The sequence below is a fragment of the Nocardiopsis suaedae genome (assembly GCF_027706745.1).
GTDB classification, from domain to species: Bacteria; Actinomycetota; Actinomycetes; order Streptosporangiales; family Streptosporangiaceae; genus Nocardiopsis_A; species Nocardiopsis_A suaedae.
Genome location: NZ_JAQFWP010000031.1, coordinates 1 through 24,536, shown reverse-complemented (window position 1 = coordinate 24,536; position 24,536 = coordinate 1). Strand labels below are relative to the sequence as shown.

Annotated in this window: 19 protein-coding genes; 12 read left to right on the top strand and 7 right to left on the bottom strand. The window is 76.1% G+C overall.

Annotation, left to right across the window (positions count from 1 at the left end; translation table 11 throughout):
* Positions 1-8 precede the first annotated feature (8 nt).
* Positions 9-1,166 carry a 3-deoxy-7-phosphoheptulonate synthase gene (locus tag O4U47_RS16920; RefSeq protein ID WP_270678841.1) on the bottom strand — a complete coding sequence of 386 codons (1,158 nt, stop codon included), beginning with the start codon at positions 1,164-1,166 and terminating at the stop codon, positions 9-11.
* Between the two features lie 370 nt (positions 1,167-1,536).
* On the opposite strand from O4U47_RS16920, the gene O4U47_RS16915 reads away from it, so the two are divergent.
* Both O4U47_RS16915 and O4U47_RS16910 read left to right on the top strand, forming a co-directional pair.
* Positions 1,537-2,673 (top strand): transaldolase family protein, encoded by a 1,137-nt coding sequence (locus O4U47_RS16915; RefSeq protein WP_270678840.1) that lies wholly within the window; start codon positions 1,537-1,539, stop codon positions 2,671-2,673.
* 219 nt (positions 2,674-2,892) lie between these two features.
* Positions 2,893-4,011, top strand: a complete 1,119-nt coding sequence (locus O4U47_RS16910; RefSeq protein ID WP_270678839.1) for an IS701 family transposase — start codon at positions 2,893-2,895, stop codon at positions 4,009-4,011.
* A gap of 15 nt (positions 4,012-4,026) precedes the next feature.
* Here the strand turns inward: O4U47_RS16910 and O4U47_RS16905 are convergent, their stop codons facing one another.
* Positions 4,027-5,862 (bottom strand): helix-turn-helix domain-containing protein, encoded by a 1,836-nt coding sequence (locus tag O4U47_RS16905; protein ID WP_270678838.1) that lies wholly within the window; start codon positions 5,860-5,862, stop codon positions 4,027-4,029.
* Between the two features lie 472 nt (positions 5,863-6,334).
* Here O4U47_RS16905 and O4U47_RS16900 point away from each other — a divergent pair, with 472 nt between their 5' ends.
* The 3 genes from O4U47_RS16900 (at position 6,335) to O4U47_RS16890 (ending at position 13,744) form a co-directional block, all read left to right on the top strand.
* On the top strand, positions 6,335-8,041 hold the full coding sequence (locus O4U47_RS16900) for an ABC transporter transmembrane domain-containing protein (protein WP_270678837.1): 1,707 nt from the start codon (positions 6,335-6,337) through the stop codon (positions 8,039-8,041).
* Entirely contained in the window at positions 8,038-9,789 is a 1,752-nt protein-coding gene (locus tag O4U47_RS16895) for an ABC transporter ATP-binding protein (RefSeq protein WP_270678836.1), read from the top strand. The genes O4U47_RS16900 and O4U47_RS16895 overlap by 4 nt, the downstream gene beginning before the upstream one ends.
* A gap of 2,449 nt (positions 9,790-12,238) precedes the next feature.
* Positions 12,239-13,744, top strand: coding sequence for a sodium:solute symporter family protein (locus O4U47_RS16890; RefSeq protein ID WP_270678835.1), 1,506 nt, complete (start codon positions 12,239-12,241; stop codon positions 13,742-13,744).
* Positions 13,745-13,750: 6 nt separating this feature from the next.
* Here the strand turns inward: O4U47_RS16890 and O4U47_RS16885 are convergent, their stop codons facing one another.
* Entirely contained in the window at positions 13,751-14,470 is a 720-nt protein-coding gene (locus tag O4U47_RS16885) for a L,D-transpeptidase family protein (protein ID WP_270678834.1), read from the bottom strand.
* 209 nt (positions 14,471-14,679) lie between these two features.
* On the opposite strand from O4U47_RS16885, the gene O4U47_RS16880 reads away from it, so the two are divergent.
* Positions 14,680-14,952, top strand: coding sequence for a heavy-metal-associated domain-containing protein (locus O4U47_RS16880; protein ID WP_270678833.1), 273 nt, complete (start codon positions 14,680-14,682; stop codon positions 14,950-14,952).
* A gap of 72 nt (positions 14,953-15,024) precedes the next feature.
* Here O4U47_RS16880 and bla read toward each other — a convergent pair whose 3' ends face one another.
* Positions 15,025-15,939, bottom strand: a complete 915-nt coding sequence (bla, locus tag O4U47_RS16875) for a class A beta-lactamase (protein WP_270678832.1) — start codon at positions 15,937-15,939, stop codon at positions 15,025-15,027.
* A 140-nt stretch (positions 15,940-16,079) separates the two neighbouring features.
* Here bla and O4U47_RS16870 point away from each other — a divergent pair, with 140 nt between their 5' ends.
* Positions 16,080-16,982, top strand: a complete 903-nt coding sequence (locus O4U47_RS16870; RefSeq protein ID WP_270678831.1) for a LysR family transcriptional regulator — start codon at positions 16,080-16,082, stop codon at positions 16,980-16,982.
* A gap of 10 nt (positions 16,983-16,992) precedes the next feature.
* Complete coding sequence (locus O4U47_RS16865; RefSeq protein WP_270678830.1) at positions 16,993-17,895, top strand: serine hydrolase; 903 nt, start codon at positions 16,993-16,995, stop codon at positions 17,893-17,895.
* A 4-nt stretch (positions 17,896-17,899) separates the two neighbouring features.
* Here the strand turns inward: O4U47_RS16865 and O4U47_RS16860 are convergent, their stop codons facing one another.
* The gene (locus tag O4U47_RS16860) at positions 17,900-18,661 is read right to left on the bottom strand and encodes an SDR family NAD(P)-dependent oxidoreductase (protein ID WP_270678829.1); all 762 of its coding nucleotides are present in this window, start codon (positions 18,659-18,661) and stop codon (positions 17,900-17,902) included.
* A 160-nt stretch (positions 18,662-18,821) separates the two neighbouring features.
* Here O4U47_RS16860 and O4U47_RS16855 point away from each other — a divergent pair, with 160 nt between their 5' ends.
* Positions 18,822-19,400, top strand: coding sequence for a TetR/AcrR family transcriptional regulator (locus tag O4U47_RS16855; RefSeq protein WP_270678828.1), 579 nt, complete (start codon positions 18,822-18,824; stop codon positions 19,398-19,400).
* A 4-nt stretch (positions 19,401-19,404) separates the two neighbouring features.
* Here O4U47_RS16855 and O4U47_RS16850 read toward each other — a convergent pair whose 3' ends face one another.
* Positions 19,405-20,319 (bottom strand): LysR family transcriptional regulator, encoded by a 915-nt coding sequence (locus O4U47_RS16850; protein ID WP_270678827.1) that lies wholly within the window; start codon positions 20,317-20,319, stop codon positions 19,405-19,407.
* A 108-nt stretch (positions 20,320-20,427) separates the two neighbouring features.
* Here O4U47_RS16850 and O4U47_RS16845 point away from each other — a divergent pair, with 108 nt between their 5' ends.
* Positions 20,428-21,510: a tartrate dehydrogenase gene (locus O4U47_RS16845; protein WP_270678826.1), complete on the top strand. Its 1,083-nt coding sequence runs from the start codon at positions 20,428-20,430 to the stop codon at positions 21,508-21,510.
* Positions 21,507-22,424 carry an alpha/beta fold hydrolase gene (locus O4U47_RS16840; RefSeq protein WP_270678825.1) on the top strand — a complete coding sequence of 306 codons (918 nt, stop codon included), beginning with the start codon at positions 21,507-21,509 and terminating at the stop codon, positions 22,422-22,424. Before O4U47_RS16845 ends, O4U47_RS16840 begins: the two co-directional genes overlap by 4 nt.
* Positions 22,425-22,428: 4 nt before the next feature.
* On the opposite strand, the gene O4U47_RS16835 is transcribed toward O4U47_RS16840, so the two are convergent.
* On the bottom strand, positions 22,429-23,592 hold the full coding sequence (locus O4U47_RS16835; protein ID WP_270678824.1) for a DUF418 domain-containing protein: 1,164 nt from the start codon (positions 23,590-23,592) through the stop codon (positions 22,429-22,431).
* A gap of 100 nt (positions 23,593-23,692) precedes the next feature.
* On the opposite strand from O4U47_RS16835, the gene O4U47_RS16830 reads away from it, so the two are divergent.
* Complete coding sequence (locus tag O4U47_RS16830; RefSeq protein ID WP_270678823.1) at positions 23,693-24,013, top strand: AbrB/MazE/SpoVT family DNA-binding domain-containing protein; 321 nt, start codon at positions 23,693-23,695, stop codon at positions 24,011-24,013.
* The last annotated feature ends 523 nt before the right edge of the window (positions 24,014-24,536 follow it).

Genomic DNA, 24,536 nt, shown 5'->3' with positions numbered 1-24,536 from the left:
CCCTCCTCTCAGGACTTCCAGGCGTCGACGACCCGCAGGGCCTGGCGGGGGTTGAGGCGCGGGTCGCACAGGCTCGTGTACTTGGTGCTGACGGTGTCCATCCGGTCCGCACCGTCGGCGCACTCGGTGACCTCGTCCGGGGTGGTCTCCAGGTGCAGGCCCCCGGGTACGCCGCCGCCCTCCCGCACCGCGGCGACGAACCCCTCGACCTCCCGGACGATCCGGTCGAGCACGCGCGTCTTGTACCCGTCGCCGGTGGTGACGGTGTTGCCGTGCATCGGGTCGCAGAGCCACACGACCGGGTGCCCGGCCGCGCGGGCGGCGGCCACCAGGCGCGGCAGCCGCTCGGCGACCGCGTCGGCCCCCATGCGCGCGATGAGGGTGAGGCGGCCCGGGGCGCGCCCCGGGTCCAGCCGCCCGCACAGGCCGGCGACCTCCTCCTCGGTGGCGTTCGGGCCGACCTTGCAGGCGACGGGGTTGACCACGCGGGAGAGCAGGTCCACGTGCGCGTGGTCCAGGCCGCGGGTGCGCTCGCCGATCCAGGGCCAGTGGGTGGAGGCCAGCAGCGCGCCGTCCCCGTCGTCGCGGACCTGGGGCAGCTCGTAGTCCAGGACCAGCGCCTCGTGGCTGGTCCAGGGCTGGGGCACCGGGTGCGGGGCGGTGTCGGGCGCCCAGCCCAGGTCCCGCATCGCCTGGCGGGCGGCCTGGTAGCCCGCGACCAGCCGCTGCGGGTCGGCACGGCGCAGGGCGGGGTCGGGCTCGGGGGCGTTGACGATGTGGCCGCGGTAGACCGGCAGCTCCCGGCCGCCGACGGTCTCGGTGGGGCGGGAGCGGGGCTTGGCGAACTGCCCGGCGATCCGCCCGGCCCGCACCACCGGCAGGTGGGTGTTCATCTGCATGATCCCGCCGAGCATGTCGACGAGTCCGGCCTTGCGCAGGGCGCCGCCGGTGTAGCAGTCGGCGGGGTCCTCGGCGCAGTCCCCGGCCTGCAGGACCAGGGCGGTCCCGGCGGCGGCGCCGGCGAGCAGGGTGCGCAGGCGCAGCACGTCGCCGCGGCGTACCAGCGGGGGCAGCGCGGACAGTTCGGCGCATGCGCGGTCGAGGGCCTCGGCATCGCCCCAGTCGGGCTGCTGGAGGGCGTCGAGCGTTCGGATCCGGCTCAGCACTTTTTCGTTCACCTCGTCGCAGGAAGGCGTTCAAGGAATAGTGGGGATGCGGTGGGGAGTGCGAATGTGCGGACCCGGTCGGCGGTTCCGAGGAATTCCCCCGTCGGACGCTCCGGTGCGGGCCCCCGTTTTCTTCTCGGGCTGCGGCGCTGCCGCTGCGAGGTGGGATTTCAGGTGGCGAATGGGCCGTTCCGATGGTGGATTCTTCACGAGGGGCCGCGGTGCGGCAATCGGACCGGCATTCGGCGTCATGTCGCCTCGGATTTGTCAGGTGCGCCGGATCTGACACAGGGCGGACGACTCGTGCGCGGCCCGGGCGGGCGGCGCTAGGCTGCCCGTCTCGTCGCACGAGCGCTGATGGGAGGAAGCGGTGCCCGAGGACGACCGCTGGTTCGAGGCGGAAGGCGGGCGGGAACTGGTCCGCCTCCTCACGGCCGAGGGGGTCTCCCCGTGGGTCGAGGGCCTGACCCGGGAGCACCTGGTCCGGGGCGACCTGCGCCGCGCGGCCCGCACCGGCCTGCGCGGGGCGGTGCTCGACGCCGCCGACATGGTGGAGGACCTGCGCAGCGGCGACGCCTACCGCGACCAGGTGGACGACCTCGCGGTCCGGCACGTCCCCCTGCCCACCGCGATGCGCGCCGTGCTGGTCCGGGACGCCCGGACGGCCTGCGACGACCTGATGGAGGTGCACGAGCGCACCGGCGGCGCCGACGGCCTGGTCTCGCTGGCGCTGCCCCCGGCGCTCGTCGACGACCCCGCCACCGCGCTCGCCGAGGCGCGGGCCGTGTACCGGGCGGTGGACCGGCCGAACCTGCTGGTCGCGCTTCCCGGCACGGGACGGGCCCCGGAGGTGCTGCGGGGGTGCCTGGCCCGCGGCATCGGGGCGCACGCCGTCGGCGTGTACTCCCCCGAACGGCACGGGCGGGTGCTTACGGCATGCGCGGCCGGGATGGGCGAGGCCCTGGAGGCCGGGCACGCGCCCGGGGACCTGCGCGCGCTCGTCTCGCTGTGCCTGGCCCACCTCGACCGGGCGGCGGCCGGGATGCCCGGGGCCCCGGGCCGCTCCGCGGGCTCCTCCCTGGGCGTGGCCGTGGCCCGGCTCGCCTTCCGCGCCCACGAGGAGCGGCTCAGCGGCCGGGAGTGGGCCGAGCTCACCGCCAGGGGCGCCGCCCCGCCGAGGCTGATGTGGTACTGCCGCCCCTCCCCGGACGCCGGGGTGTCGGCGGACCACTACGTGTCGGCCGTCGTCGGATGGCGCACGGTCACCGCGATGGCCCCCGGCGCGTTCGTCGCCGCCGCGCGCGGCGGGCGGGTCAGCGGGGACACTTTGCTCGGCACGCACGTGCAGGCCCGGGCGGAGCTGGCGCGCCTGGCCGGGGGCGAGGACGCCGACGCGGCCCTCGGCGACCTGGAGGAGCGGTACACCCGGAGCCGGGCCCGGCGCTGGGAGCGGGCGCTGGAGGCCCTGGCGGAGCGGATGGAGGGGGCCTCCGGGGCGGCCCGCTGACCGGGGGCGAGAGGGCCGGGCCACCACGGCGCGCACCCGCGGCGGTGGCCCGGCCCCACCGCCCCGGGCCGCCTCCGGCGCCCCGGGGTGCCGCCGCCAGCGCCGGGCCCGCCGACCGGGTGGCGCCCGCACCTCGTCCCGGCGGGCGGCCGCCGCGCAGTCTGTGGGGGACCCGCACCGCCGGGCCGGGCCCGGCCGAGCAGAGCGAGGAGTGCCCCCGTGAGCGTCCCGACCGCGATCTTGAGCGCGCCCCCGACCGACGTCCCCGAGCCGGTGCTCGCCGAGGCGGCCGCGTCGCTTTTCGCGTCGCTGCCGCGCGTCGACCAGCGCCGCACCGCCCTGGCCTACCTGCGGGGCCTGCTCTCGGTGGACGGCCGCAAGTCGATCACCAACCTGGCGGCCGGGCTGGGGCCCGGCGCCGACCAGAGCCTGCAGCACTTCGTGGCCAACTCGCCCTGGCACTGGAGCCCGGTGCGCCGGGCCCTCACCCGCTGGCTGGCAGAGCGGCTGCCGCCCCGCGCCTGGGTGCTGCGCCCGCTGGTCGTCCCCCGGTCCGGCCGCAGCTTCGCGGGTGTGGAGCGGCACGTGCTGCCGGAGACCGGTGCGGTGGTCAACGCCCAGCGCGCGGTGGGGGTATGGAGCGCCGACGAGGGCGCGGCGGTCCCGGTGCACTTCCGCATGCAGTTGTCGGCCGCCTGGCTGGGCGACGGGGGGCGGCGGCGACGGGCGCAGGTGCCCGACGGCCTGGCGGCGGAGTCCTCCGCCGCGTGCGCGGTCGCCGCCGCGCGGACGGTGTCCGGCCGCCGGGGCCCGGCGCGCCCGGTGGTCGCCGACGGGCGCGGCGGCGACGGGGCGGCTCTCGCGGGCCGCCTGCAGGCGGCGGGGATCCCGTCGGTCGTGCGGATCGACCCGCTCACCCCGTTGGAGCCGCTGGCCGCGGGCCCCGCGCGCGCACAGCCCGCGCACCGGCTCGTGCGCGGCCGCGGGGAGGGAGGGGTCGCGGCGGCGCGGGTGCGCCTGCCCCCGGTCCCCGGCGCCCAGGGGGCGCGCAGCGTCCTGCTGGTCGCGGTCGGCGGTGCCCGCGGCGGCCGCCCCGACGAGCTGTGGACGGCCGACCTGCCGGGAGGCGCGCCCGCCGCCCGGGTGCGCGAGGCGGTCCGGCTGCGCCTGCTGGCGTCCCTCGCGGAGAGGGAGGAGGAGCGGGCCGAGCGGCTGGGTGTGCGCGACTTCTCCGGCCGATCGTTCACCGGCTGGCACCGCCACGCCACCCTGGTCTGCGCCGCGCACGCGGTGCAGGCGCTCGCCGGGGCCGACGCCGCCCGGCGGGTGCCCGCCTGAGCCGTCGGCCCCGCCTCAGCCGGGGGTGTCGGCGCTGACCAGCTCGCGCAGCCGGGTGAGGCGCAGGGCCAGGTGCAGCTCCATCGCCCGCTCCGGGTCCTGCCAGTCGGGGCCGAGCAGGTCGCCGATGCGCTCCAGGCGGCGCGAGACGGTGTTGGGGTGCACGTGCAGGCGCCGGGCGGCGTGCGTGGGGCTGCCCCCGGTGGCCAGGTAGGCCTCCAGGGTCCCGGCCAGCTCGGTACAGTGCTGGCGGTCGTAGGCCAGCAGCGGCCCCAGCTCCGCGTCGACGAACTCGCCCACGCCCCGCCGGTCGGACAGCAGGGCGCCGAAGAAGCCGAGGTCGCGCGCGCATGCCGCGGCCCCCTCCCGGCCCAGGGCGCCGAGCGCCTCCAGGGTGCGCAGCGCCTCCTCGTGCGCCCGGCGCGCCTGCTCGATGCCCGAGGCCGGGCCCGCGCCGCCCGCGCTGACCGGGCGGCCGCACACCCGGCGCAGCTCGGCGGCGACCTCGGCCGCCGCGGCCCCCGGATCACCGCCGGGAAGCAGCAGGGCCAGCCGCTCCCCCTGCACGGTGCGCAGCCCGCCGCGGCGGCGCGCGTAGGCGTCGGCCCAGGACAGCACGGAGGCGGACGGCTCTCCCGGCCCGCACTCGGCGGCGACGGCCACGTGCGGCTCGGCCAGTTCGATCCCCAGGTGGCGGGCGCGCTGCTCGCGCCTGCGCGCCGCCTGCGGGTCGGTGGCCGTGGACTCGGTCAGGAGCTGGCTGAGCAGCTCATCGCGGATCTGCGCCTCGGAGATCGGTCCGTGCACCCGGAGCAGGGCGGTCACCGACAGCGCCGTGGCGGCGGCGCGCACGCGCTCGGCCGCGTCGGCGGCGCCCGGCTCCTCGAAGACGGCCAGCAGCAGCCCGAAGTCGTCCGCCCCGGCGCGGATCGGCGCCGCCCAGGTGCGCCGGTCCACCGCGACGGGGCCGCCGGTGGGGCGGGTCCACGGGGCGGCGCGGCGGACGTCCTCGGGGTCGGGCCAGCCGCGGTCCGGGGTACCGGCCCGGGCCAGCTCGCGGCCGTCGGCGGAGCGCACGCACACCGCGGCCGCCAAGCGCTCGGCGATCTCGGCGGCGAGCGCGGACAGCTCGGCGCCGCCGAGCACGGACGACAGCAGCCGGTCGAGCAGCGGGGGGAGCCCCTCGCGGGCGCGCGCCTCGGCGCGCTCCAGCCGCCGCTGCAGCTCCCCGCGGGCGGCCTCGGCCTCATCCAGGGCGGCGGAGCGGCGCAGCAGGGCCCCGGCGACCTGGCCGAGGGTGCTGGCCAGGGAGACCTCCTCGGGCGTGAAGGAGCGGGCGCTGCGCGCGCCGGCGTACAGGGTGGTCGAGGAGGCGGGATCGCGGGCCAGGGGGACCGCGATCAGGCCGCGGAGCCCTTCGGAGAGCATCACGTCGTCGATGACCTCGTCGTGCTCGAAGCGGTCGTCGGCCAGGTAGTCGGCGGTCCAGGCGGGTGCGTTGGCCTGCAGTGCCCAACTGCCCAGGCCCACCCCGGCGGGGGTGGCCATGCCCATGTTGAGCATGGTGGACACGTGGCCGTCGGGTGCGCGCACCACCCGGGAGCCGTCGGCCGCCTGTACCCCGATGAAGGCTGCGTCCAGGCCCAGCAGCAGGCGCACGCGCCGGGTGAGCATCCGCTCCAGGTCCGTCCGGGACTGCTGCTCGGCCAGCTCCCGGACCGTGTCGATCAGGCCGTTGAGCGCCCCCTCGCGCTCTCTTCTCTCCTCCAGTTCCTGGTGGACGCGGGCCACGTTCTCCACGACCTCGTCCGGTTCCGACTGCCCCGACCGCTGTTCTCGCCCCGTCGTCACGCCCTCGCCTTCCCGAGTCCCCGGCGGCGTTTTCTCTTTTTCGTCTTTTGGTGACGAACATGATGATTTGGCTGGAGTGGGGTGATGGTAACGGATTATGGCGGTCTGGTGCATGTTGGTTATCGCGTTCGCCGTATCCGCTGGTCGGGGCATGATCAAGAATGGCGGAGCGAAGGAATTCCTGGTCAGGGGGCAGGTGGGAAGGGGTGGGCGGGGAGCGCCGCGGGTGCGCCGAAGGCATCGAATTCCGTCGATGCGTACGGGGTCCCTGCAGCGAGAAAGGGGAGGTCCGCTGTGGTGCGGGGGTGCGTCCGGGCGAATTCCAGCACGGAAGATTTTTTCTCGCCCGGCGCCGCCGGGCCGCTCCGGACGGGGCGGCGGACGGGGACGGCCCCGCGCCGGGCCGAAAACCGGTGGGCTGCACCGGGGCGGTGAGGATAACCTAACCGGGTTTGGTCGACCGGGGAGGGACATGTCCGAATCGCCCCTGAGGCGTGCCGTGCGGCGGAACCGCCGCGCCATGGCGGTGGGCGCGCTGGGCCACACGCTGTACCAGGTGTGCGAGACGCTGGTGCCGGTCGCCATCGGGCTGGTCATCGACCGGGCGGTCGCCACCGGCGACCCCGTCGCGCTCGCGGCCTCGGTGGCCGGGCTGGCCGCCCTGTTCGCGACGCTCACCCTGTCGTGGCGGTTCGGCGCGCGCTCCGTCACGCGCGCCGCGGAGACCGAGGCGCACCGGCTCCGCGTGGAGGCCGCCGACCGCGCCCTGGACCCCCGCGCCCCCGCCACCGGTCTGGGCGCGGGTGAGCTGCTCACCGTCGCCACCACCGACGCCGACCGCACCGCCGAGGCGCTGCACCCCCTCACCGGCGTCATCGGGTCGGTGGTCGGGCTGGCCGTGGCGGCGGTGGTGCTGCTGCGGATCGACCCGGTGCTGGGCGGCGGCGTGCTGGTGGGCGTGCCCGTGCTGGTCGCCATCGTGCAGCTGATCGGCCCCGTGCTGACCCGGCGCACCGCCGCCCAGCAGGAGGCCCTGGCCCGCGCCTCCGGGCTCGCCGCGGACCTCGTGCGCGGCCTGCCCGCGCTGCGCGGCGCCGGGGCCGAGGAGCAGGCGGCCCGGCGCTACGCCGACGCCAGCGCCGGTGCGCTGCGCGGCGCGCTCCGGGCCGCGGTGCCCCGGGGGCTGTACCAGGGCGCCACCGGGCTGGCCGGGGGGCTGCTGCTGGCCGCGGTGGCCGTCGGAGCCGGGGTGTTCGCGCTGCAGGGCCGGATCAGCGTCGGCGAGCTGGTCACCGTGGTGGGCCTGGCCCAGTTCCTCACCGAGCCGGTGCGCGAGGTGGGCTACGCCGCCATGGAACTGGCCGGGTCCCGGGCCTCCGCGCGGCGGCTGGAGAAGGTGCTGCACGCCCCCTTCCGGCTGGACGCGGGCGAGCCCGGGGCGGCCGAACGGTGCGGGGAGCACGGCGGGCGCGGCACCGCACCCGTCGAGCTGAAGGGCGTGGGCGGCCCCCTGGCCGGCCTGGACCTGCGGGTGGGGCCGGGGGAGTACGTCGGGGTGGTCTGCTACGACCCGGCCGACGCCTGGGCCCTGGCCGACGTGCTGGCCGCGCGGGTGCCCGCCTCCGCCCACGGCGGCGCCTACCTGGTCGGCGGGGTCCCGGCGGAGGCGCTGGGGCCCGAGGAGGTGCGCGCCCGGGTGCTGGTGGAGCCGCACGAGCCGGACCTTTTCGAGGGCACCCTGGCCGGCAACGTGCTCACCGGCGCCGACCCCGGCGCCGACCCGTGGCCCGCGCTGCGCGCGGCCGCCGCCGACGAGGTGGTGCGCACCGTCCCCGGCGGCCTTCAGGCCGCGGTGACCGACCGGGGCACCACCCTGTCCGGCGGGCAGCGCCAGCGGGTGGCCCTGGCCCGGGCGCTGGCGGCCGACCCGCCGGTGCTGGTGCTGAACGATCCGACCACCGCGGTGGACGCGGTGACCGAGGAGGCGGTCGCCGCCGGGCTGCGGGAGCTGCGCCACGGCGGCGCCCCCCGCTCCACGGTGGCGGTCTGCTCCAGCCCGGCGCTGCTGGCCCGCGCCGACCGGGTGGTCGCGGTGGCGGAGGGACGGGTCGTCGCGGAGGGCACCCACGCGGGGCTCGCGGCGAGCGACCCCCGGTACGCCGAGGCGGTGCTGCGGTGACGTACAGAACGCTCCCGGTGGCCTCCGGCCGCCGGACCCTGGCCGTGGTCGCCCGGCAGGTGCGTGCGGCGGGGCGGGTCGGCGCGGCGGCCGTCGCCGCCAGCGTCGCCGCCAACGCCTGCGTGCTCGCCGGCCCGTGGGCGCTGGGGCTGCTGGTCGACGCGGTCACCGAAGGCGCCGGGCCGCGCGGCGTCCTGGTCCCGGCCGCCGTCATCGCGGGCGCGGCGCTGGCCGGGGGCGTGCTGTCGGCGCTCGAATCGGTGCTGCTCGCGCGGACCGGTGAGACGGTCCTGGCCCGGCTGCGCGAGGCCGTGATGCGCAGGGCGATGCGGCTGCCCGAGGAGGAGCTCTCCCGGCTGGCCCCCGGCGACCTGCTCTCCCGGGTCGGCGACGACGTGGCCGAGACCTCGCAGGTGGTGCGCGAGCGCGCCCCGATGGTGCTCACCTCGCTGGTGCTGGTGGTGATGGCGCTGAGCGGGATGACCGCCCTGGACTGGCGGCTGGGGCTGGCGGGGGCGTGCGCCCTGCCGGTGCAGGCCCTGGCCCTGCGCTGGTACCTGCCGAAGTCCGCGCCGATGTACGCCCGCCAGCGCGCGCAGCTCGGCGACCGGGCCCAGGCGCTGGTCGGCACCCTGCAGGGGGCGGCCACCGTGGACGCCTACCGGCTGCGCGAGCGGCGCACCGCCCTCATCGCCGAGCGCTCCGCCGCGGCCCGGGACACCGAGGTGGGGGTGTTCCGGCTGTTCACCCGGTTCATCGGGGGGATGAACGCGGCCGAGTTCGTCGGGCTGGCGGCGGTGCTGTCGGTCGGCTTCTGGCTGGTGGCCGCCGACGCGGCCACGGTCGGCGCGGCCACCGCGGCGGCGCTGCTGTTCCACCGGCTGTTCGACCCGTTCGGGGCGCTGCTGACCTCCTTCGACGACGTGCAGTCGGCGGGGGCGTCGCTGGCCCGCATCGCCGGGGTGCTCGACCTGCCCGAGCCGCCCGAGCCCGACGAGCCCGCCCGGCCCGCGCACGCCGGGGTGGAGGTGCGCGGCGCGGTGCACCGGTACGAGGGCGGGCCCACCGTGCTCGACGGGGTGGACCTGGAGGTCGCCCCGGGCGAGCGGGTGGCGGTGGTCGGCGCCAGCGGCGCGGGCAAGACCACCCTGGCCCGCGCGGTGGCCGGGGGGATCGCCCTGGCCGGCGGCGGCGTGCTGGTCGGCGGCGCCCCGGTGGACCGGGTGCCCCGCGACGTGCTGCGCCGCCACGTGGTGCTGGTCAGCCAGGAGGCGCACGTGTTCTCCGGGACCCTCGCCGACAACGTGCGCATCGCCGACCCGGGGGCCGGGGACGACCGGGTGCTGGAGGCGCTGGAGGCCGTCGGCGCGCGGGCGTGGGCGCTCGGGCTGCCGGACGGGATCGCCACCGCGGTGGGGGAGAACGGGATGCGGCTCACCGCCGACCGGGCCCAGCTGCTGGCGCTGGCCCGGCTGGTGCTGGCCGACCCGCCGGTGGCCGTGCTGGACGAGGCGAGCGCCGAGGCGGGAAGCGCGGGAGCCCGGAACCTGGAGCGCGCGGCCCTGGCGGCGACCGAGGGGCGGACCGCCCTGGTGGTGGCTCACCGCCTGCCCCAGGCGGTGGAGGCGGACCGCGTGGTGGTGATGGAGGCGGGCCGCATCGTGGAGTCGGGGCCCCACGAGGACCTGGTCGCCCGCGGCGGCCGCTACGCCGAACTCTGGAGAGCATGGAGCGACGGCCGAACCTGAGCCCGATACCGGAGAGGCGGTGCCCCTGCCGGGGGAGGGGAGGGGGTGCCCTTACCTGGGGAGTCGCCACCTGCGTGGCGGGGTCGGCGGTCGCGCGGCGTGTCAGCGGTCGCGGCGAAGGGCGGCGAGGGCGCGAGGGGGTGGTTCCCCGGCCCTGCTTGCCGGGCGGCGGGTTCCTCGCGGTGCGGGGGGTGGGCGGCTCGGCTGGTTCCCCGCTGACGGGCCTTGGCCGTCCGCCAGGCCACCGGGGTGCGGGGTGGACGGCAGCAACGACGGGACCAGCCGGTACCCCGCTCGTGGGCTCTAGCCGGGCGGCGGGCCGTGGGGGTGCGAGGTGGACGGCGGCGACGAGGAAGGTCGGCGGCCCTACCTGCGGGTCGGTCGGCCGCGCGGCGTGTGTGTGGTCGGGGTGTTGGGCGGCGACGGCGAAGCTGGTCCCCCACTCCGGGCCTCAGCCGTCCGGCAGGTCAGCGGGGTGCAGGGGAAACGGCGGCGACGGAGTGAGCTGGGCGGTTCCCGGGGCCTGCTTGCCGGGCGGCGGGTTCCTCGCGGTGCGGGGGGTGGGCGGCTCGGCTGGTTCCCCGCTCGTGGGCTCCGGCTGGGCGGCGGGCCGTCGGGGCGCGAGGCGGGGACAGGGGCGGCGCGGGTGGGGCCGGGTCCGGGTGCCCTGGGCGGAGGCGACCCGGCCGATCGAGCGCGGTGAACGAACCATCCGAAGGGTGATCGCGTGGTGGAAGCACCACCCTCGCTGCCCTCGGGCCACCTGACGGTACCGGCGAGGGGCGGGTCCGTCCGGCCCCTCGCGGTGGAGGTGGGCGGCGCGGCCGGGAAGGCGAGGCCTTTTCGTGTTCCCGGCGTCTGCCGGGCCTGTGCCCCGCCCCTCCGGGCGGGAGGGGGCGCCCGGATACGCCCGGCGGCCGGGATCCGGGCTCCGTCTCAACCAACGTGCACCCCTCGGCGGAGAATCTCCCGCATGGTGAGACGCAGGGACCAGGGTTCGCGCTCTCCGACGCCCGGAACCGCCTCCGCTGGGCCCGCCCTGAACCTGGCAACGCCATGACCTGGGCGAACACTCCGCGTTAAGGGGTGAGGGGACCGCGAAGCGCGCTCAGCGATGCCCGCGCGGGCTCCGGGCGTACGAAGTCGACGATTCCAGAACACGTTCTGGAAACGAAATGCCCGGTTCGCGCCCGTCTGGGGTGTTCGCCTCGCGCGCCAGAGCGAGCCCAGGGGCACCTGGGCACCCCCGCCGGGCGCCCGAGGGTCACTCCTGGCCGATATCGACTACACGCGGTGACGATAGGGGCGGTAAACGGCTACAGGGTGCCGTTTGGGGCCTTCCTAGAGGCAGAACGTGTTCTGGAATCGCGATGACCGCGCACCCCCGCCGCCCGCGCCGCCGCCCCGGGCGTCGAACAGGGCGCAGGAGGGGCCTCGGCACCCCGGGAACCCGGCGAACCGGACACTCGGCGGGTAGCGGCTCGGCCAGAACCCGCCTTCCGGACGCCACAGGCGGCCCGGGGCCATCCCGCGCGGCAGATCCGCCGCCCCATCACTCGAGAAGCGTCCCTTTCGCCACGCGGGATCGCCGCCCCTCCCCGCCGCGCCCGGTATGCCCGGTATGCGCCCCCCGCTCGGCCCCCTCCGCGATGATCTCGGGGAACCCGTTCTTAAGATGTCCGTTTCAACCCCGACTTCCCCGAGATCAACAAGGGCGCCCACCGCCTCGCCACTCGCGCGATGATCTCGACGAGAGTGCTGCCAAAACCGCCGGAATGACAGCACTTTCGTCGAGATCATCGCGAGGAGGGCGCCCCGGCGGCCCGGCGCCCGGCCGGGGTCCGTCAGCGGGGTACCGGCCGAGCCGCCGCCCACCCGCACCGCGAGCAGCCCGGCGGACGGCAACCAGGCCATGGGAACCGCCCGGCTCTGGCCGTCGCTGCCCATCGCGGTGACCACGCACACGCCCGGCGGCCGACCGACCCGCAGGTAGGGCCGGTGCCCTTCGTCGTCGCCGCCAACCACCTTGCACCCCGGGGCCCCGCCGCCCGGCCGGGGCCCGTCAGTGGGGTACCGGCCGAGCCGCCCCGCCCACCCACACCGCGAGGAACCCGCCACTCGGCAAGCAGGGCCGGGGAACCGTCCCGCTTCTGCCGTCGCCGCCGAACACCCGGACACGCACCCACCCGGTAGCCGGCAACGTCGCAGGTAGGGCCGCCCTCCTTCGTCGTCGCTGCCCTCCCCCACGCCCCGGTGGCCTGGCAGACGGGCAGGGTCCGTCAGCGGGGAACCCGCCGAGCCGCCCCACGTGGACCCGCACCGCGGGGAACCTCCCTGCGGCTCCGCCCTCCCCTTCCCCGCGGTCCCGTTGCACTACGGGTTTGTGCACTGCAGCACGTTTCCTCCCGGGGGTCCCATCTTCCGGGGTCCGGCGTGACCATGGCTGCCCATGGCGGACGATCTCTCCTCTCCGGTCTACCTTCCCGTCCTGCTCGCGGTCCTGGCGGCCATGCTCGGCCTGGGCGTGTGGGTGGCCCGCCGGGCGCGCAGCGGGGAGGACTTCCTGCTCGCCGGGCGGAGCCTGGGCACCCCGCTGCTGCTCGGCACCACCCTGGCGACCCTCGTGGGCACCGGCTCCAGCCTGGGCGCCGTCGGGTTCGGCTACGAGAACGGCTGGGCCGGTGCGCTGTACGGCATCGGCGGCGCGGCCGGGGTGCTGCTGCTGACGGTGCTCTTCGCCGACGTGCGCCGGCACGGTTTCATGACCTTCTCCGAGGAGATGGCCTACTACTACGGCGCCAGCCGGGCGGTGAAGGGCGTGGTCTCGGTGGTGCTTGTGCTGGCCTCGGTGGGCTGGCTCGGCGCGCACATCCTGGGCGGGTCGCTGTACCTGTCCTACCTGACCGGGATGGACCCGCAGCTCGCCAAGGTGGTGGTTGCGGCCGGGTTCGGGCTGTACACGGTCGTCGGGGGCTACCTCGCGGTGGTCGTCACCGACGCGGTGCAGGGCACCGTGCTCTTCGTGGGCTTCACGGTGCTGGCCGTGCTGGCGCTGGCCGCCGCGGGCGGCCCGGCCGGGCTGGCCGCGGGCGTCCCCGAGGAGGCCGCCTCCTTCCTGGGCGTCGGGGCGCTCGGCCCGGTCCCGGCCCTGTCGCTGGCGGCCGTGGTCGCGGTGGGGGTGCTGGCCACCCCCTCCTACCGGCAGCGGATCTACTCGTCGCGGGACACCGCCACGGTGCGGCGGAGCTTCCTGTGGGTCGGCGGCCTGTTCGCCGTGTTCGCCCTGCTCCCGGCGGTGGCGGGGATGGCCGCCCGCACGCTGCACCCCGGCCTGGACAACCCGGACATGGCCTTCCCCTACCTGGCCACCACCCTGTTCCCCGTGTGGGTCGGGGCGTTCCTGCTGGTGGCGGGGTTGTCGGCGACGATGTCCTCGGGCGACTCCGACGCGGTGGCGGCCACCACGGTCCTCCTGCGCGACGTGGCCCAGCTGGTGACCGGCCGCCTGCCTCGGGCCGAGGACATGGTGCGCCTGTCGCGGCTGTGCCTGGCCGGGGTGCTGCTGCTGGCGCTGGCCTTCGCACTGCTGGCCACCACGGTCATCGACTACATCACGATGATGGTCTCCACCGTGCTCACCGGCCTGCTGGTCGCCTCGCTGCTGGGCCGGTTCTGGAAGCGGGCCACCTGGCAAGGCGGCCTGGCCGCGATGGCCGGGGGGTCGGCCGCGGCGCTGGCGGTGAACGGGGTCGCCGCGTGGACGGAGTTCTGGGGCAACCCGGTCTTCCCGTCGATGGCGGCGGCGCGGGTGTGCGGGGTGGCGGTGAGCCTGGCGACGCCGCCGAGCCGGGTCACGCGCGCGGAGGCGCTGGAGCGGCTCGCCGCGGAGCGCGCCCGGATGGACGTGGGGACGGCGGTCCGGCGGCGCGGGGAGGACCCGCACCGCCGGACGTGAGGCGGGTCAGCGCACCAGGACCGTGTCGTACACGTCCAGGTAGCCGCTCTCCCAGAGCCGGTCCATGGCCTTCAGGCTCACCCGCGCGCAGCCGTGGGACGCCGGGTAGGGCGGCACCGAGCCGTAGCCGTGCACGGCGATGCCGCCGTTGAAGTACTTGGGCCGGTACAGCGCCCCCAGCGGCCCGGGGTCCCACGCGTCGACGTCGCGGAAGACCTGGTAACTGCCGGCGGGGGTGGTCGCGATGTGCCGTTCGCCGCGCGAGGTGTAGGGCTCGCCGGAGCCGGTGGAGGTGCTGAAGACCTGCCGCACCTCGCCGTCCTCCACGGTCATCAGGAGCTGGCGGTCCAGGTCGATCTCCACGGCCCGGCCCTCGGAGGTCGAGGCGGAGGGCCGCACGCCCTCGTCGAGGGCGGCGCGGGTGTCGGGGCCGACGATGCCGTCGCGGGCGATCCCGGCGGCCTTCTGCAGGGCCTGCACGGCCAGGGCGGTCTCGGTGCCGAACTCGCCGTCGGCGCCGTCGGTCCAGTAGCCGAGGTCGGCCAGGCGCTCCTGGACGGCCTCCACGGCCGGGCCGGAGTCGCCCGCGCGGAGCTCGTCGGAGGCGGGGGCGACGGCCGCGTAGGCGGTCCCGGCGGGTGGGGCGTCGGGGAGCGGGACGACGGCGGCCGCGAGGGCGAGCGCCGCCACCGTGGCCGCACGGCGGGGGGAACGTCGTTGGGTCATCTCCCTCTTTTACCCCTCTTGTCCCCATCTTTACCAAGCGTGATCGCCGCAGGTACCCATGAGGGGTATGCGGGGGTCGCGGCTGCGCAGCGGGGGTTCCGCGGGGAGAACCCGCGGTCCGGCGTTGATTCCCCTAGGGGGTAGGGGTATAAAGAGAGGGCGGTCGGCGCCCACGGCCACCGCTCCGCGACCCACGGGAGGAACGAACCATGTCGTCCTGCTGCACCCCCGACGGCTCCTGCTCGACAGCCGCCCCGAGCGCGCCCGAGGGCGCCGCCGTCTACTCCGTCTCCGGAATGACCTGCGGGCACTGCCGGTCGGCGGTCACCGAGGCGGTCGGCGCCCTGGCCGGCGTCCGCTCGGTCGACGTCGACCTGGAGGCCGGGACCGTCACCGTCGCCGCCGACGGGGAGCCGGACGACGCCCTCATCGCCAAGGCGGTCGACGACGCCGGATACGAGCTCACCGGCCGGGCGGGCTGAGTCCCGCCCCGCGGCGGGCGCCGGCCGGCCGCCAGGCCGGCGCCCGCCGCCCCCTCTCCGGGGAGCCGGGGGTCAGTCCTCCAGGGCGTCGACGGCGACCTCCGCCGCCTGCGCCACCAGGGCGTCCTCCGACTCGGCGTCCTCGGTGTCCTTGGTCGAGTACACCGCGAGCACGATCGGGTCGCCCTCCGGCGGCCACATCACGGCGATGTCGTTCCGGCCGCCGTACCCGGGCATGCCCGACTTGTCGCCGACCTTCCAGTCCTCCGGCACCCCGGCCCGGATCAGCGTGTCCCCCGTGGTGCTGCGGACCATCATGTCGGCCAGGGCCTCGCGCTCCTTCTTCTTCAGCACATCGCCGAGCACGTACTCCTGGAGGTTGCCCGCGAACGCGCGCGGGGACGTGGTGTCGCGCTCGTCGCCCGGCTTGTTCTCGTTCAGGTCGGTCTCCCAGCGGGCGGAGATGGTCGTGTCATCGCCCAGCTCGCGCATCGCATCCTGGAAGCCCTCGGGGCCGCCGATCTCCTCCAGCAGGAGGTTGGCGGCGGTGTTGTCGCTGTAGCGCAGCGCCGCGTCGCACACCTCCATCAGCGTCATCCCGGAGTCCACATGCTTCTCCGTGATGGGCGAGTACGTGACGAGGTCCTCCTCGTCGAAGTGGACGACGGTCTCCTCCATCTCCTTGAGGGAGTGCTCCTCCATGACGGCACCGCACACCGGAACCTTGAAGGTGGAGGCATAGGCGAAGCGCTGGTCGGCGTTGTAGGCGACCTCTTCACCGCTTCCGGTGTCGAGGGCGTAGACGCCCAGGCGGGCGCCGAACTCCTCCTCCAGGTCGGCGAATTCGTCGTCGGCCTTCGAGGAGTCCGCCCCCGACGCCTCGGAGGCGCCCCCCGTCGGGGCCGCCTCCTCCGCCGGAGCGCAGGCGGTCGCGGCGGGCCACACCGCCGCGGCCAGGAGCACGGGCACTGCACGTTCGATCAGCATGGTTCGGCCTTCCTCATCCACGACGTCATCGGCGGTTCGGAAGGGCCCCGGGAACCCTGCGCAGCAGTCTGGCCCGTCCGCAGGATGCTGTCCAAGACGGAAACGGCCCGTTCCATGCCGATCCGGCATAGGGTGAGGCCATGGACTTGGTGGCCGCCTGCAGGGCGTTCGTTCACGTGAGCGAGCAGGGCAGCTTCACCCTGGGGGCGTCCGCCGCCCGGGTGGCCCAGCCGGTGGCCAGCAGACGGATCGCCGCCCTGGAGCGCCACCTGGGCGGGCGGCTGTTCGACCGGTCGAGCCGCAGGGCGCGGCTCACTCCCTTCGGCCGGGAGATGCTGCCGCCCGCGCGCCGCCTGGTCCGGCTGGCCGAGGCGATGGAGGACGCGGCCGAGCAGGCCCGGCACGCCCCGCTGCGGCTCGCCGTCCCGGAGGTGTGCACCACCGCCGACCTGGCCCGGCTGGACGTGCGCGCCCGCCGTCTGGGCCTGCGCCTGGACCTGCAGGCGGCGCCGCCCGCGACCCGCACCGACCTGCTGCGCTCGCAGGAGGTGCGCGCGGCGCTGGTCGCCGTCCCCGAGGCCGAGGCGGTGTGGCGGGTCCCCCTCGGCGTCGCCTCGGTGGCCGCGCCCGACGGCGGGGCGGTGTACCTGGAGACGCTGCGCGTCGGCCGCGCGGGCGCCGCCGGGCGGCCGCGCCGGCTGTGGATCCAGCCCGAGGACGACGTGCCGCACGTGCGCGACCGGGTGTTCCGGCTGCGCGACCGGGTCGGGCTGCGCCCGGCGCAGGTGGCGGTGGCGCGCACGCTGGCGGGGGCGCTGGCCGAGGTGCTCGACGGCGGCGACCTGCTGCTGGCGTCCGAGCGCCAGGCCGAGGACCTGGGGCTGCACTGGCGCCCGGTGGGCGAGGAGGACCTGGCGCGCGGGTTCGACGCGGCCACCAGCGGGGGCGAGGACCCCGGGCGGCTGCGCGGCCCGCTGCGCACGGGGATCGCCCGGTGCCTGGGCGACCCGGCGGGAGACAGGGGAGACGAGGACACGGGGTGAAGGAGGCGGTGTGCGCGAGGAGGCCTTCCTGAGACGGCTGCGCGAGGAGCTGGACGACGGCGGCCTGCGCGGCTCGTTCCTGGTGCGCGACCTGGATTCGGGCGATGAGATCGGGATCGAGCCCGACCTGGAGTTCAGTACCGCGTCGCTGGTGAAGATCCCGCTGGCGATGGCGGTGCTGGAGCGCATCCGCCGCGGGGAGCTGGACGGCGCCGAAACGGTGGTGCTGACGCCGGGCCTGGACGCCGTGCCCGGCCCGACCGGGATCAGCCGGTTCCGCCACCCGGTGCGCGTCGCGGTGGAGGACCTGCTCTACCTGAGCATGGCGGTGAGCGACAACGCCGCCGCCGAGGCGCTCTTCGCCTTCACACCCCCGGCGCAGGTGGCCGAGCTGCTCAAGGGGCTGGGCCTGTCGGGCGTCACCATCCGGAACACGCTGCGGGACATGCGGGACACCCCGGAGACGCACCTGGCCCGGTCCGATGCCCACCTGGCGCAGCGGCTGGCCATCGAGGCCGGGACCCAGGGGCGCGGGCACAGCGTCCCGCAGCTCGACGTGACCCGGGCCAGCGCCGGGTCCGCCCGAGCCTACGCCGACCTGCTGCAGGAGCTGTGGCGGCCGCGCGCGCTCCCGGAGTGGACGGCGGCGCGGGTACGGGACCTGATGGGCGCCAACCTGATGCGGCAGCGCCTCACCCCGGACTTCGCCTCCGACGCGACGGTGTGGTCGTCCAAGACGGGCACGCTGTTGAACCTGCGCCATGAGATCGGCGTGGTCGAGCACGACGGAGGCGGGACCTACGCGGTGGCCGCGCTCACCGAGTCGCGGGTGGCGGCCATCGTGCAGCCGGAGGCGGAGGCGCTGATGGGCGGTGTGGCGCGGCGCCTGCGCGACCGCCTCCGGGCGGCGTGAGCCCTCAGACCGCCGACCAGCCGTTGTCGACCGGCAGCACGGCGCCGTTGATGTTGCTCGCCGCGTCCGAGGCCAGGAACACGATGGCCGCGGCCAGCTCGTCGGCCTCGGCGACCCGGCCGACGCCCGCCATGTAGGGGGCCAGGGCCCGCGGACCGGCCGCGTCGGCGGCCGCGTCCACCGTGATGTTGGTGGCGGTGCCGCCGGGGGCCACCGCGTTCACCCGGATCCCCTGGTCGCGGTACATCACCGCGGTGGACTTCACCAGCCCGGACACCCCGTGCTTGGAGGCGGTGTAGGCGGCCCCGGCGGCGCTGCCGCGCAGCGAGGCCTCGGAGGCGGTGAACACGATCGCGCCCGAGCCCCGCTCCACCATGCCCGGCAGGACGGCGCGGGTGAGCAGGAACGGCGCGGTCAGGTTGACCCGGATGAGCCGCTCCCACATCTCGTCGGTGACGTCGGCGGCGGCCGACATGTCGTCCATGATCCCGGCGTTGTTGACCAGAACGTCGACCCCGCCGAAGCGCTCCCGCGCGGTCGCGGTGACCCGGTCGGCGACGTCCCGGCGGCTCAGGTCGCCGACGACGGCACCGGCCTGCGCGCCCAGGGCGCGCACCTCTTCGGCGGCCTTCTCGGCGGCCTCCCCGTCGAGGTCGGCGATGAGGACGCGCGCCCCCTCCTCGGCGAAGCGCAGCGCGGCGGCCCGGCCGATGCCGGACCCGCCCCCGGTGACGACGGTGCTCTTGCCTTCCAGTCCGGTCCGCATGGCGGCCTCCTCGATCGCGGTGCTCTTATCTGTCACTCTATGTCTAATTGGCGTTGAGCGACATTTTTTCGCCGTGGGCGGGGCGCGGCTAGGCTGGGCCTCCCACGAGAGGAGGGCCGGACCGGTGCCGGACGGGACCAGGACGCGGGGGCGCCCGCCGATGAGCGCGCGCCGCCGGGAGGCCGTGCGCGCCGAGATCGCCCGCGCCGCCACGGCGCTCTTCGCCGAGAAGGGGGTCGCCGGCACCACCGGCGAGGACATCGCCGCCGCGATCGGCATCTCCGCGCGCACCCTGTGGCGCTACTTCCCCAGCAAGGAGGGGTGCGTCCGGCCGCTGCTCACGTCCGGCCTGGAGGCGATGGCCGGGTGGTTGCGGACGTGGCCGCCCGGCACCGGCCTGGTCGCCCACCTGGAGTCCCGGGCCGCCTCGGCTGGCGAGACCCTGGCGGCCGGCCCGGTCACCGCCCTGATCCGGATGACCCGCACCGAGCCCGGGATCAGGGCGGTGTGGATGGAGGTCCACCGCGAGGCCGAGGAGGTCCTCGCCGGAATCCTCGCCGAACGCGCCGGACGCCCCGCCGACGACCTGGCCGTGCGGGTGCACGCCGCCGCCCTCAACGCGGCCCTGCGCCTGGGCGCCGAGGAGGCGGCGTTCAGCGCCGGGGAGGACGGTTACGCGGCCTGCGTGCGGGAGGCCCTGCGCCCCCTGGAGGAAGGGCTCCCGCTGCTGCGGGGGTGACCCCTCACCCTCCCTCCAGCCGTCCGGCCAGGCCGTCGGCCAGATGGTCCAGGAGGGCGCGGGTGCGGCGGGGGAGGAACGCGGTCGCGTCGGTCACCGCGAACACGTCGGCGGGCGGGGTCGGGACGCCGGGGAGCACCTGCACCAGCCGGCCTTCGCGGACCAGCGGCAGGGCGTGCCATGCCGACCGCATCATCAGGCCGCGGCCGTCCAGGCACCAGCCCACGATGGCCTCGCCGTCGTTGCTCGCCATGTCGCCGGTGACCCGCACCGCCGTCTCGTCGTCGGGGCCGGTGCCGAACCGCCACACGCCGAAGTCGGCGTCGTTCTCCTTGATGACCAGGCAGTTGTGGTCGGCCAGGTCCGCCAGGGAGCGCGGCGCGCCGTGCGCCTCCACGTAGGACGGGGCGGCGCAGACCAGCCGCCGGTTGGGGTGCAGCCGCCGCAGGCGCAGGCGCGCGTCGGGCGGCGGGCCGACCCGGATCGCCGCGTCGTAGCCGGACCCGGCGATGGTGAAGGCGTGCTCGGACAGCGTGAGCTCCACCGCGACCCCGGGGTGGGCGTCGGCGAACGCGCGCAGCAGCGGGGCGACGTGGCGGCGCCCCAGACCCATGGTGGAGTGCAGGGCGATGGGGCCGCGCAGCCGCCCGGAGGACCGGCCGACCCGCTCCTCTAGGTCGGCGCGGTCCTGCAGGATGCCGCGCGCACCGGAGGCGTACAGCTCGCCCGCCTCGGTGAGGGTGAGCCTGCGGGTGCTGCGCCGGACGAGCTGGGCGGCCAGGCGCTCCTCCAGGCGGGTGAGGCGCTTGCTCACGGCGGACAGGGTCACGCCCCACTCGCGGGCGGCCGCGGTCAGGCTCGGCGACCGCGCCACCGCGGCGAAGAACTCCAGGTCGTCGATGTCGGAGAGGGACCTCATCGCCTTCTTTCCCACCAGGCAAGGGAACGTTGCGCGGCACGGCATTCTCCCACGCTTTGTTGCCCGGTACTTTCGGTCCGGACACGGACCCGGGAAGGGAGCAGCAGCATGAGCCGCAGGTACCGCATCGCCGTCATCCCCGGTGACGGCATCGGCAAGGAGGTCGTCCCCGAGGGGGTGCGCGTGCTGCGCGCCGCCGCGGACGCCTTCGGGATCGGGCTCGACCTGGCCGAGTACGACTTCGCCTCCGCCGAGTACTGGCAGCGGCACGGCACGATGCTCCCCGACGGATGGTTCGAGGAGCTCAAGGACCGGGACGCGCTCTTCCTCGGCGCGGTCGGCTGGCCCGACACCGTCCCCGACCACGTGTCGCTGTGGGGCAGCCTGCTGCAGTTCCGCCGCCGCTTCGACCAGTACGCCAACGTCCGCCCGGTGCGCCTGATGCCCGGGGTGACCAGCCCGCTCGCCGGGCGCGGCCCCGGCGACATCGACTTCTACGTCGTCCGGGAGAACACCGAGGGCGAGTACAGCGCCATCGGCGGCCGGATGTTCGAGGGCACCGAGCGCGAGACGGTCGTGCAGGAGACCGTGATGACCCGCACCGGCGTCGACCGCATCCTGCGCTACGCCTTCGAGCTGGCGCGGCGCCGGGAGCGCGCGAGCCTGACCTCGGCCACCAAGAGCAACGGCATCTCCCAGACCATGCCCTACTGGGACGAGCGGGTCGCGGCCATGGCCGCCGAGTACCCGGATGTGGCCGTCGACCAGTACCACATCGACATCCTGACCGCGCACTTCGTGCTCCACCCGGAGCGGTTCGACGTGGTCGTGGCCAGCAACCTGTTCGGCGACATCCTCTCCGATCTGGGACCGGCCTGCGCGGGCACCATCGGCATCGCGCCCAGCGCCAACATCGATCCCGAGCGGCGCTACCCCAGCCTGTTCGAGCCGGTCCACGGGTCCGCTCCGGACATCGCCGGGAAGGGGATCGCGAACCCGGTGGGCCAGATCTGGAGCGCGTCGATGATGCTCGACCACCTCGGCGAGCCCGAGGCGGCGGCCGCGGTGCTGCGCGCCGTGGAGGAGGTGCTGGCCGGGGACCGGTCCGCGCTCACCCCCGACCTGGGCGGCGAGGGCACCACCGCCTCGCTCGGCGCGGCCGTGGCGGCGGCGGTGAAGGGGGCCGCGTGACGGGGCCCACGACGCTCCTCCCCTCCTTCACCGCCTCCGACGTGGAGGTGGCCGCCGACGGCGGTCCGCCGCTGAGGATCCGGGCGGCGACCGCCGGGAGCGGTCCGCCGGTGCTGCTGCTCCACGGGCACCCGCAGACCCACGCCACCTGGCGGGAGGTGGCGCCGAGGCTGGCCGAACGGTTCACGGTGGTCGCGGCGGACCTGCGCGGGTACGGCGACTCCGGCAAGCCGCCGAGCGACGGGGCGCACCTGGCCTACAGCAAGCGCGCGATGGCCCGGGACCAGGTGCGCCTCATGCGCGCGCTCGGCCACACGTCCTTCGCCGTGGTCGGGCACGACCGCGGCGGGCGCGTCGCCCACCGCATGGCCCTCGACCACCCCGACGCGGTCGAGCGGCTCGCCGTCCTGGACATCGCGCCCACCGCCACCATGTACGCCCGCACCGACCGGGAGTTCGCCACCCGGTACTTCTGGTGGTTCTTCCTCATCCAGCCCGCGCCCCTGCCCGAGACGATGATCGCGGGGGCGACGGAGGAGTTCCTGCAGGCCCACCTGCGGGGCCAGAGCGCGACCGGGGGCGTCCCCGCGCCGGATCTGGCCCGCGAGTACCTGCGCTGCTACCGGGACCCGGACACGGTGCGGGCGGTCTGCGAGGACTACCGGGCCGCCGCCACCGTCGACCTGGAGCACGACGCCGCCGACGCGCGGGAGGGGCGCCTCCTGCGGCGTCCCGTGCTGGCCCTGTGGGGAGGGCGCGGCACGGTGGGAAGGCTCTACGACGTCGCGGCCACCTGGCGCGAAGTGTCCGGGGCCGCGGTGCAGGGGGAGGCCCTGGACTGCGGCCACCTGCTGCAGGAGGAGCTTCCGGAGGCCACGGCCGCCCGGCTGGAGGAGTTCCTGGCCCTGCGGTAGGCGGTCACCGGTAGGTGAGGCGGCGCAGCAGGACCTCCGTCGGGCCCCGGCGTCCGGCACGGCGCATCAGGTCGGCGGCGCACAGCGACACCAGCCACACCGCGGCGGCGACGCCGAAGGCGCCCGCCAGGCCGACGGCGTCCCGCAGCCCCAGGGCGGCGGGGCTGAAGACCAGCAGGAACGCGGCGCTCTGGAACAGGTAGAAGGTCATCGACCGCTGCCCCAGCGCCTGGAGCGCGGTGGTCAGGGGGCCGCCGGAGCGCGCCGCGGCGATCGCGGCCAGGGCGATCGCCGCGGCGAGGCCCATGCCGCCGAAGAACCCGGTCAGCGGCTGCAGCAGGGCGGCCGTCCAGAGCAGCCACGGCGCGGGGTCGGCCCACACGCCCAGGTGCACCAGGACCGCCGGGAGCGCCCCGGCCACCGAGACCGCCTGGGTGGCGGCGACGGCGCGCACGAGCAGGGCCCGGTGCCGCTCGGGCTCCTCCAGCAGGCGCGATCGCGCCGCCCACATACCGAACACCATGGGGGGAGCGACCGCGATCCCGCCGAACAGCAGGGAGAAGACCCAGGCCTGCATCCGCCCCGCGACATCGGCCAGGCCGTCCGGTGCGGGCGGGACGGCGCCGATCTCGAAGGTCCACACGCCCTGGGACATCGCCTGCCACATCCCCATGCCGACCGAGAGCGTGGCGGGCACGAGCAGTGCGCACCCGGTCCACAGCAGCGTCCGCCGCTTCGCGCGCAGGAGGCCCACCAGCGCCACCGACACCGCTCCGTAGACCGCCAGGATGTCGATCGGCACGACGAGCGTGTGCACGGCGCCGAACACCACCAGCCACCCGCCCCTGCGGCGCAGCATGCGGCGGACCCCCGCGGGCTCCGCGCCGGCCGCGGTGCGCCGGTCGAGCATCTGCACCAGCGCGTAGCCGAACAGGAAGGCGAACAGCGGTCGTGCGTGGTTGCCCACGGCCACCTCGTGCAGGACGAGCGCGGCCGCGTCGGCCGGCGCCGGGCCGCGGTCGATGTCGGCGACGAACAGCGGGGCGTGGGCACAGGCGATGGCCAGGAGCATGGCGCCCCGGGCGAGGTCGGGGGCCAGGGCGCGGGCCGGGGCCCGGGTCGTGGTGGCGGTCACGGCGCCTCCTTCCGCCAGGTGGATGAACCACATGCTATGACGTGTAAATCATGTGCCGTCCTCGGTGACCGGTTGCGGACATGTTCGGCTTGATACGCTTTGCAGATCATGCGCACGGGAGGGCGGTGGCGACATGGCGGCGGACGGCACGGCCGCGTACGGCCCCGGGGGCCGGGGCTTCTACGGCGCGGTGACCGTGAGCGAGCGCGGCCAGATCTCCCTGCCCGCGCAGGCCCGGCGCGACCTGGGCATCACGCCGGGGACCAAGCTGCTCGTCCTCGGCGACCCCGAGCAGGGCCTGGCGCTGATGACGCTCGACCGCCTCATGGCCAACCTGCAGGGGTCCAACGCGCTCCTGGGCATGGTCCGCGCGCACATGGCCGGAGACCCGGACCAGGCGACGGGGGACGAGGAGCCGGGCGACGGCGGATCAGCCGACGGCGCGGCCTCCTGACAGGCGCGCCAGGGCCCCAGCCGGGCGGCGGGCCGCCGGGGCGCGAGGCGAACGGCGGCGACGACGCAGGTCAGCGGGCCTTGCGGTAGCGCTGTCGGCTGTCGGGCGTGCGCGTGGTCCCGGTGATGGGCGGCGACGGCGGAAGCTGGGCGGTTCCCCGAGCTTGCCTACCGGGCGGCGGGCCGTTGGAGTGCGAGGCGGGGGCGGCGCGGCCGGGAAGGTGAGGCCTTTTCGCGTTCCCGGCGGCTGTTGGGCCTGCGCCCCGTCCCTCCGGGAGGGAGGGGGCGCCGGGATGCGCCCGGCAGCCGGGCCCCGGGGGGGCGGTCTCAACCAACGTGCACCCCTCCGGCGAGAAGCTCCCGCATGGTGAGACGAAGGGGCCGGGGTTCGCGCTCTCCGACACCCGGACCCGCCCCCGCCGGGCCCGCACCGAACCCGACAGGGCCATGACCTGGGCGAATACTCCGCGTTAAGGAGTGAGGGGCCCGGGAAGCGCGCTCAGCGACACCCGTGCGGGCCCCGG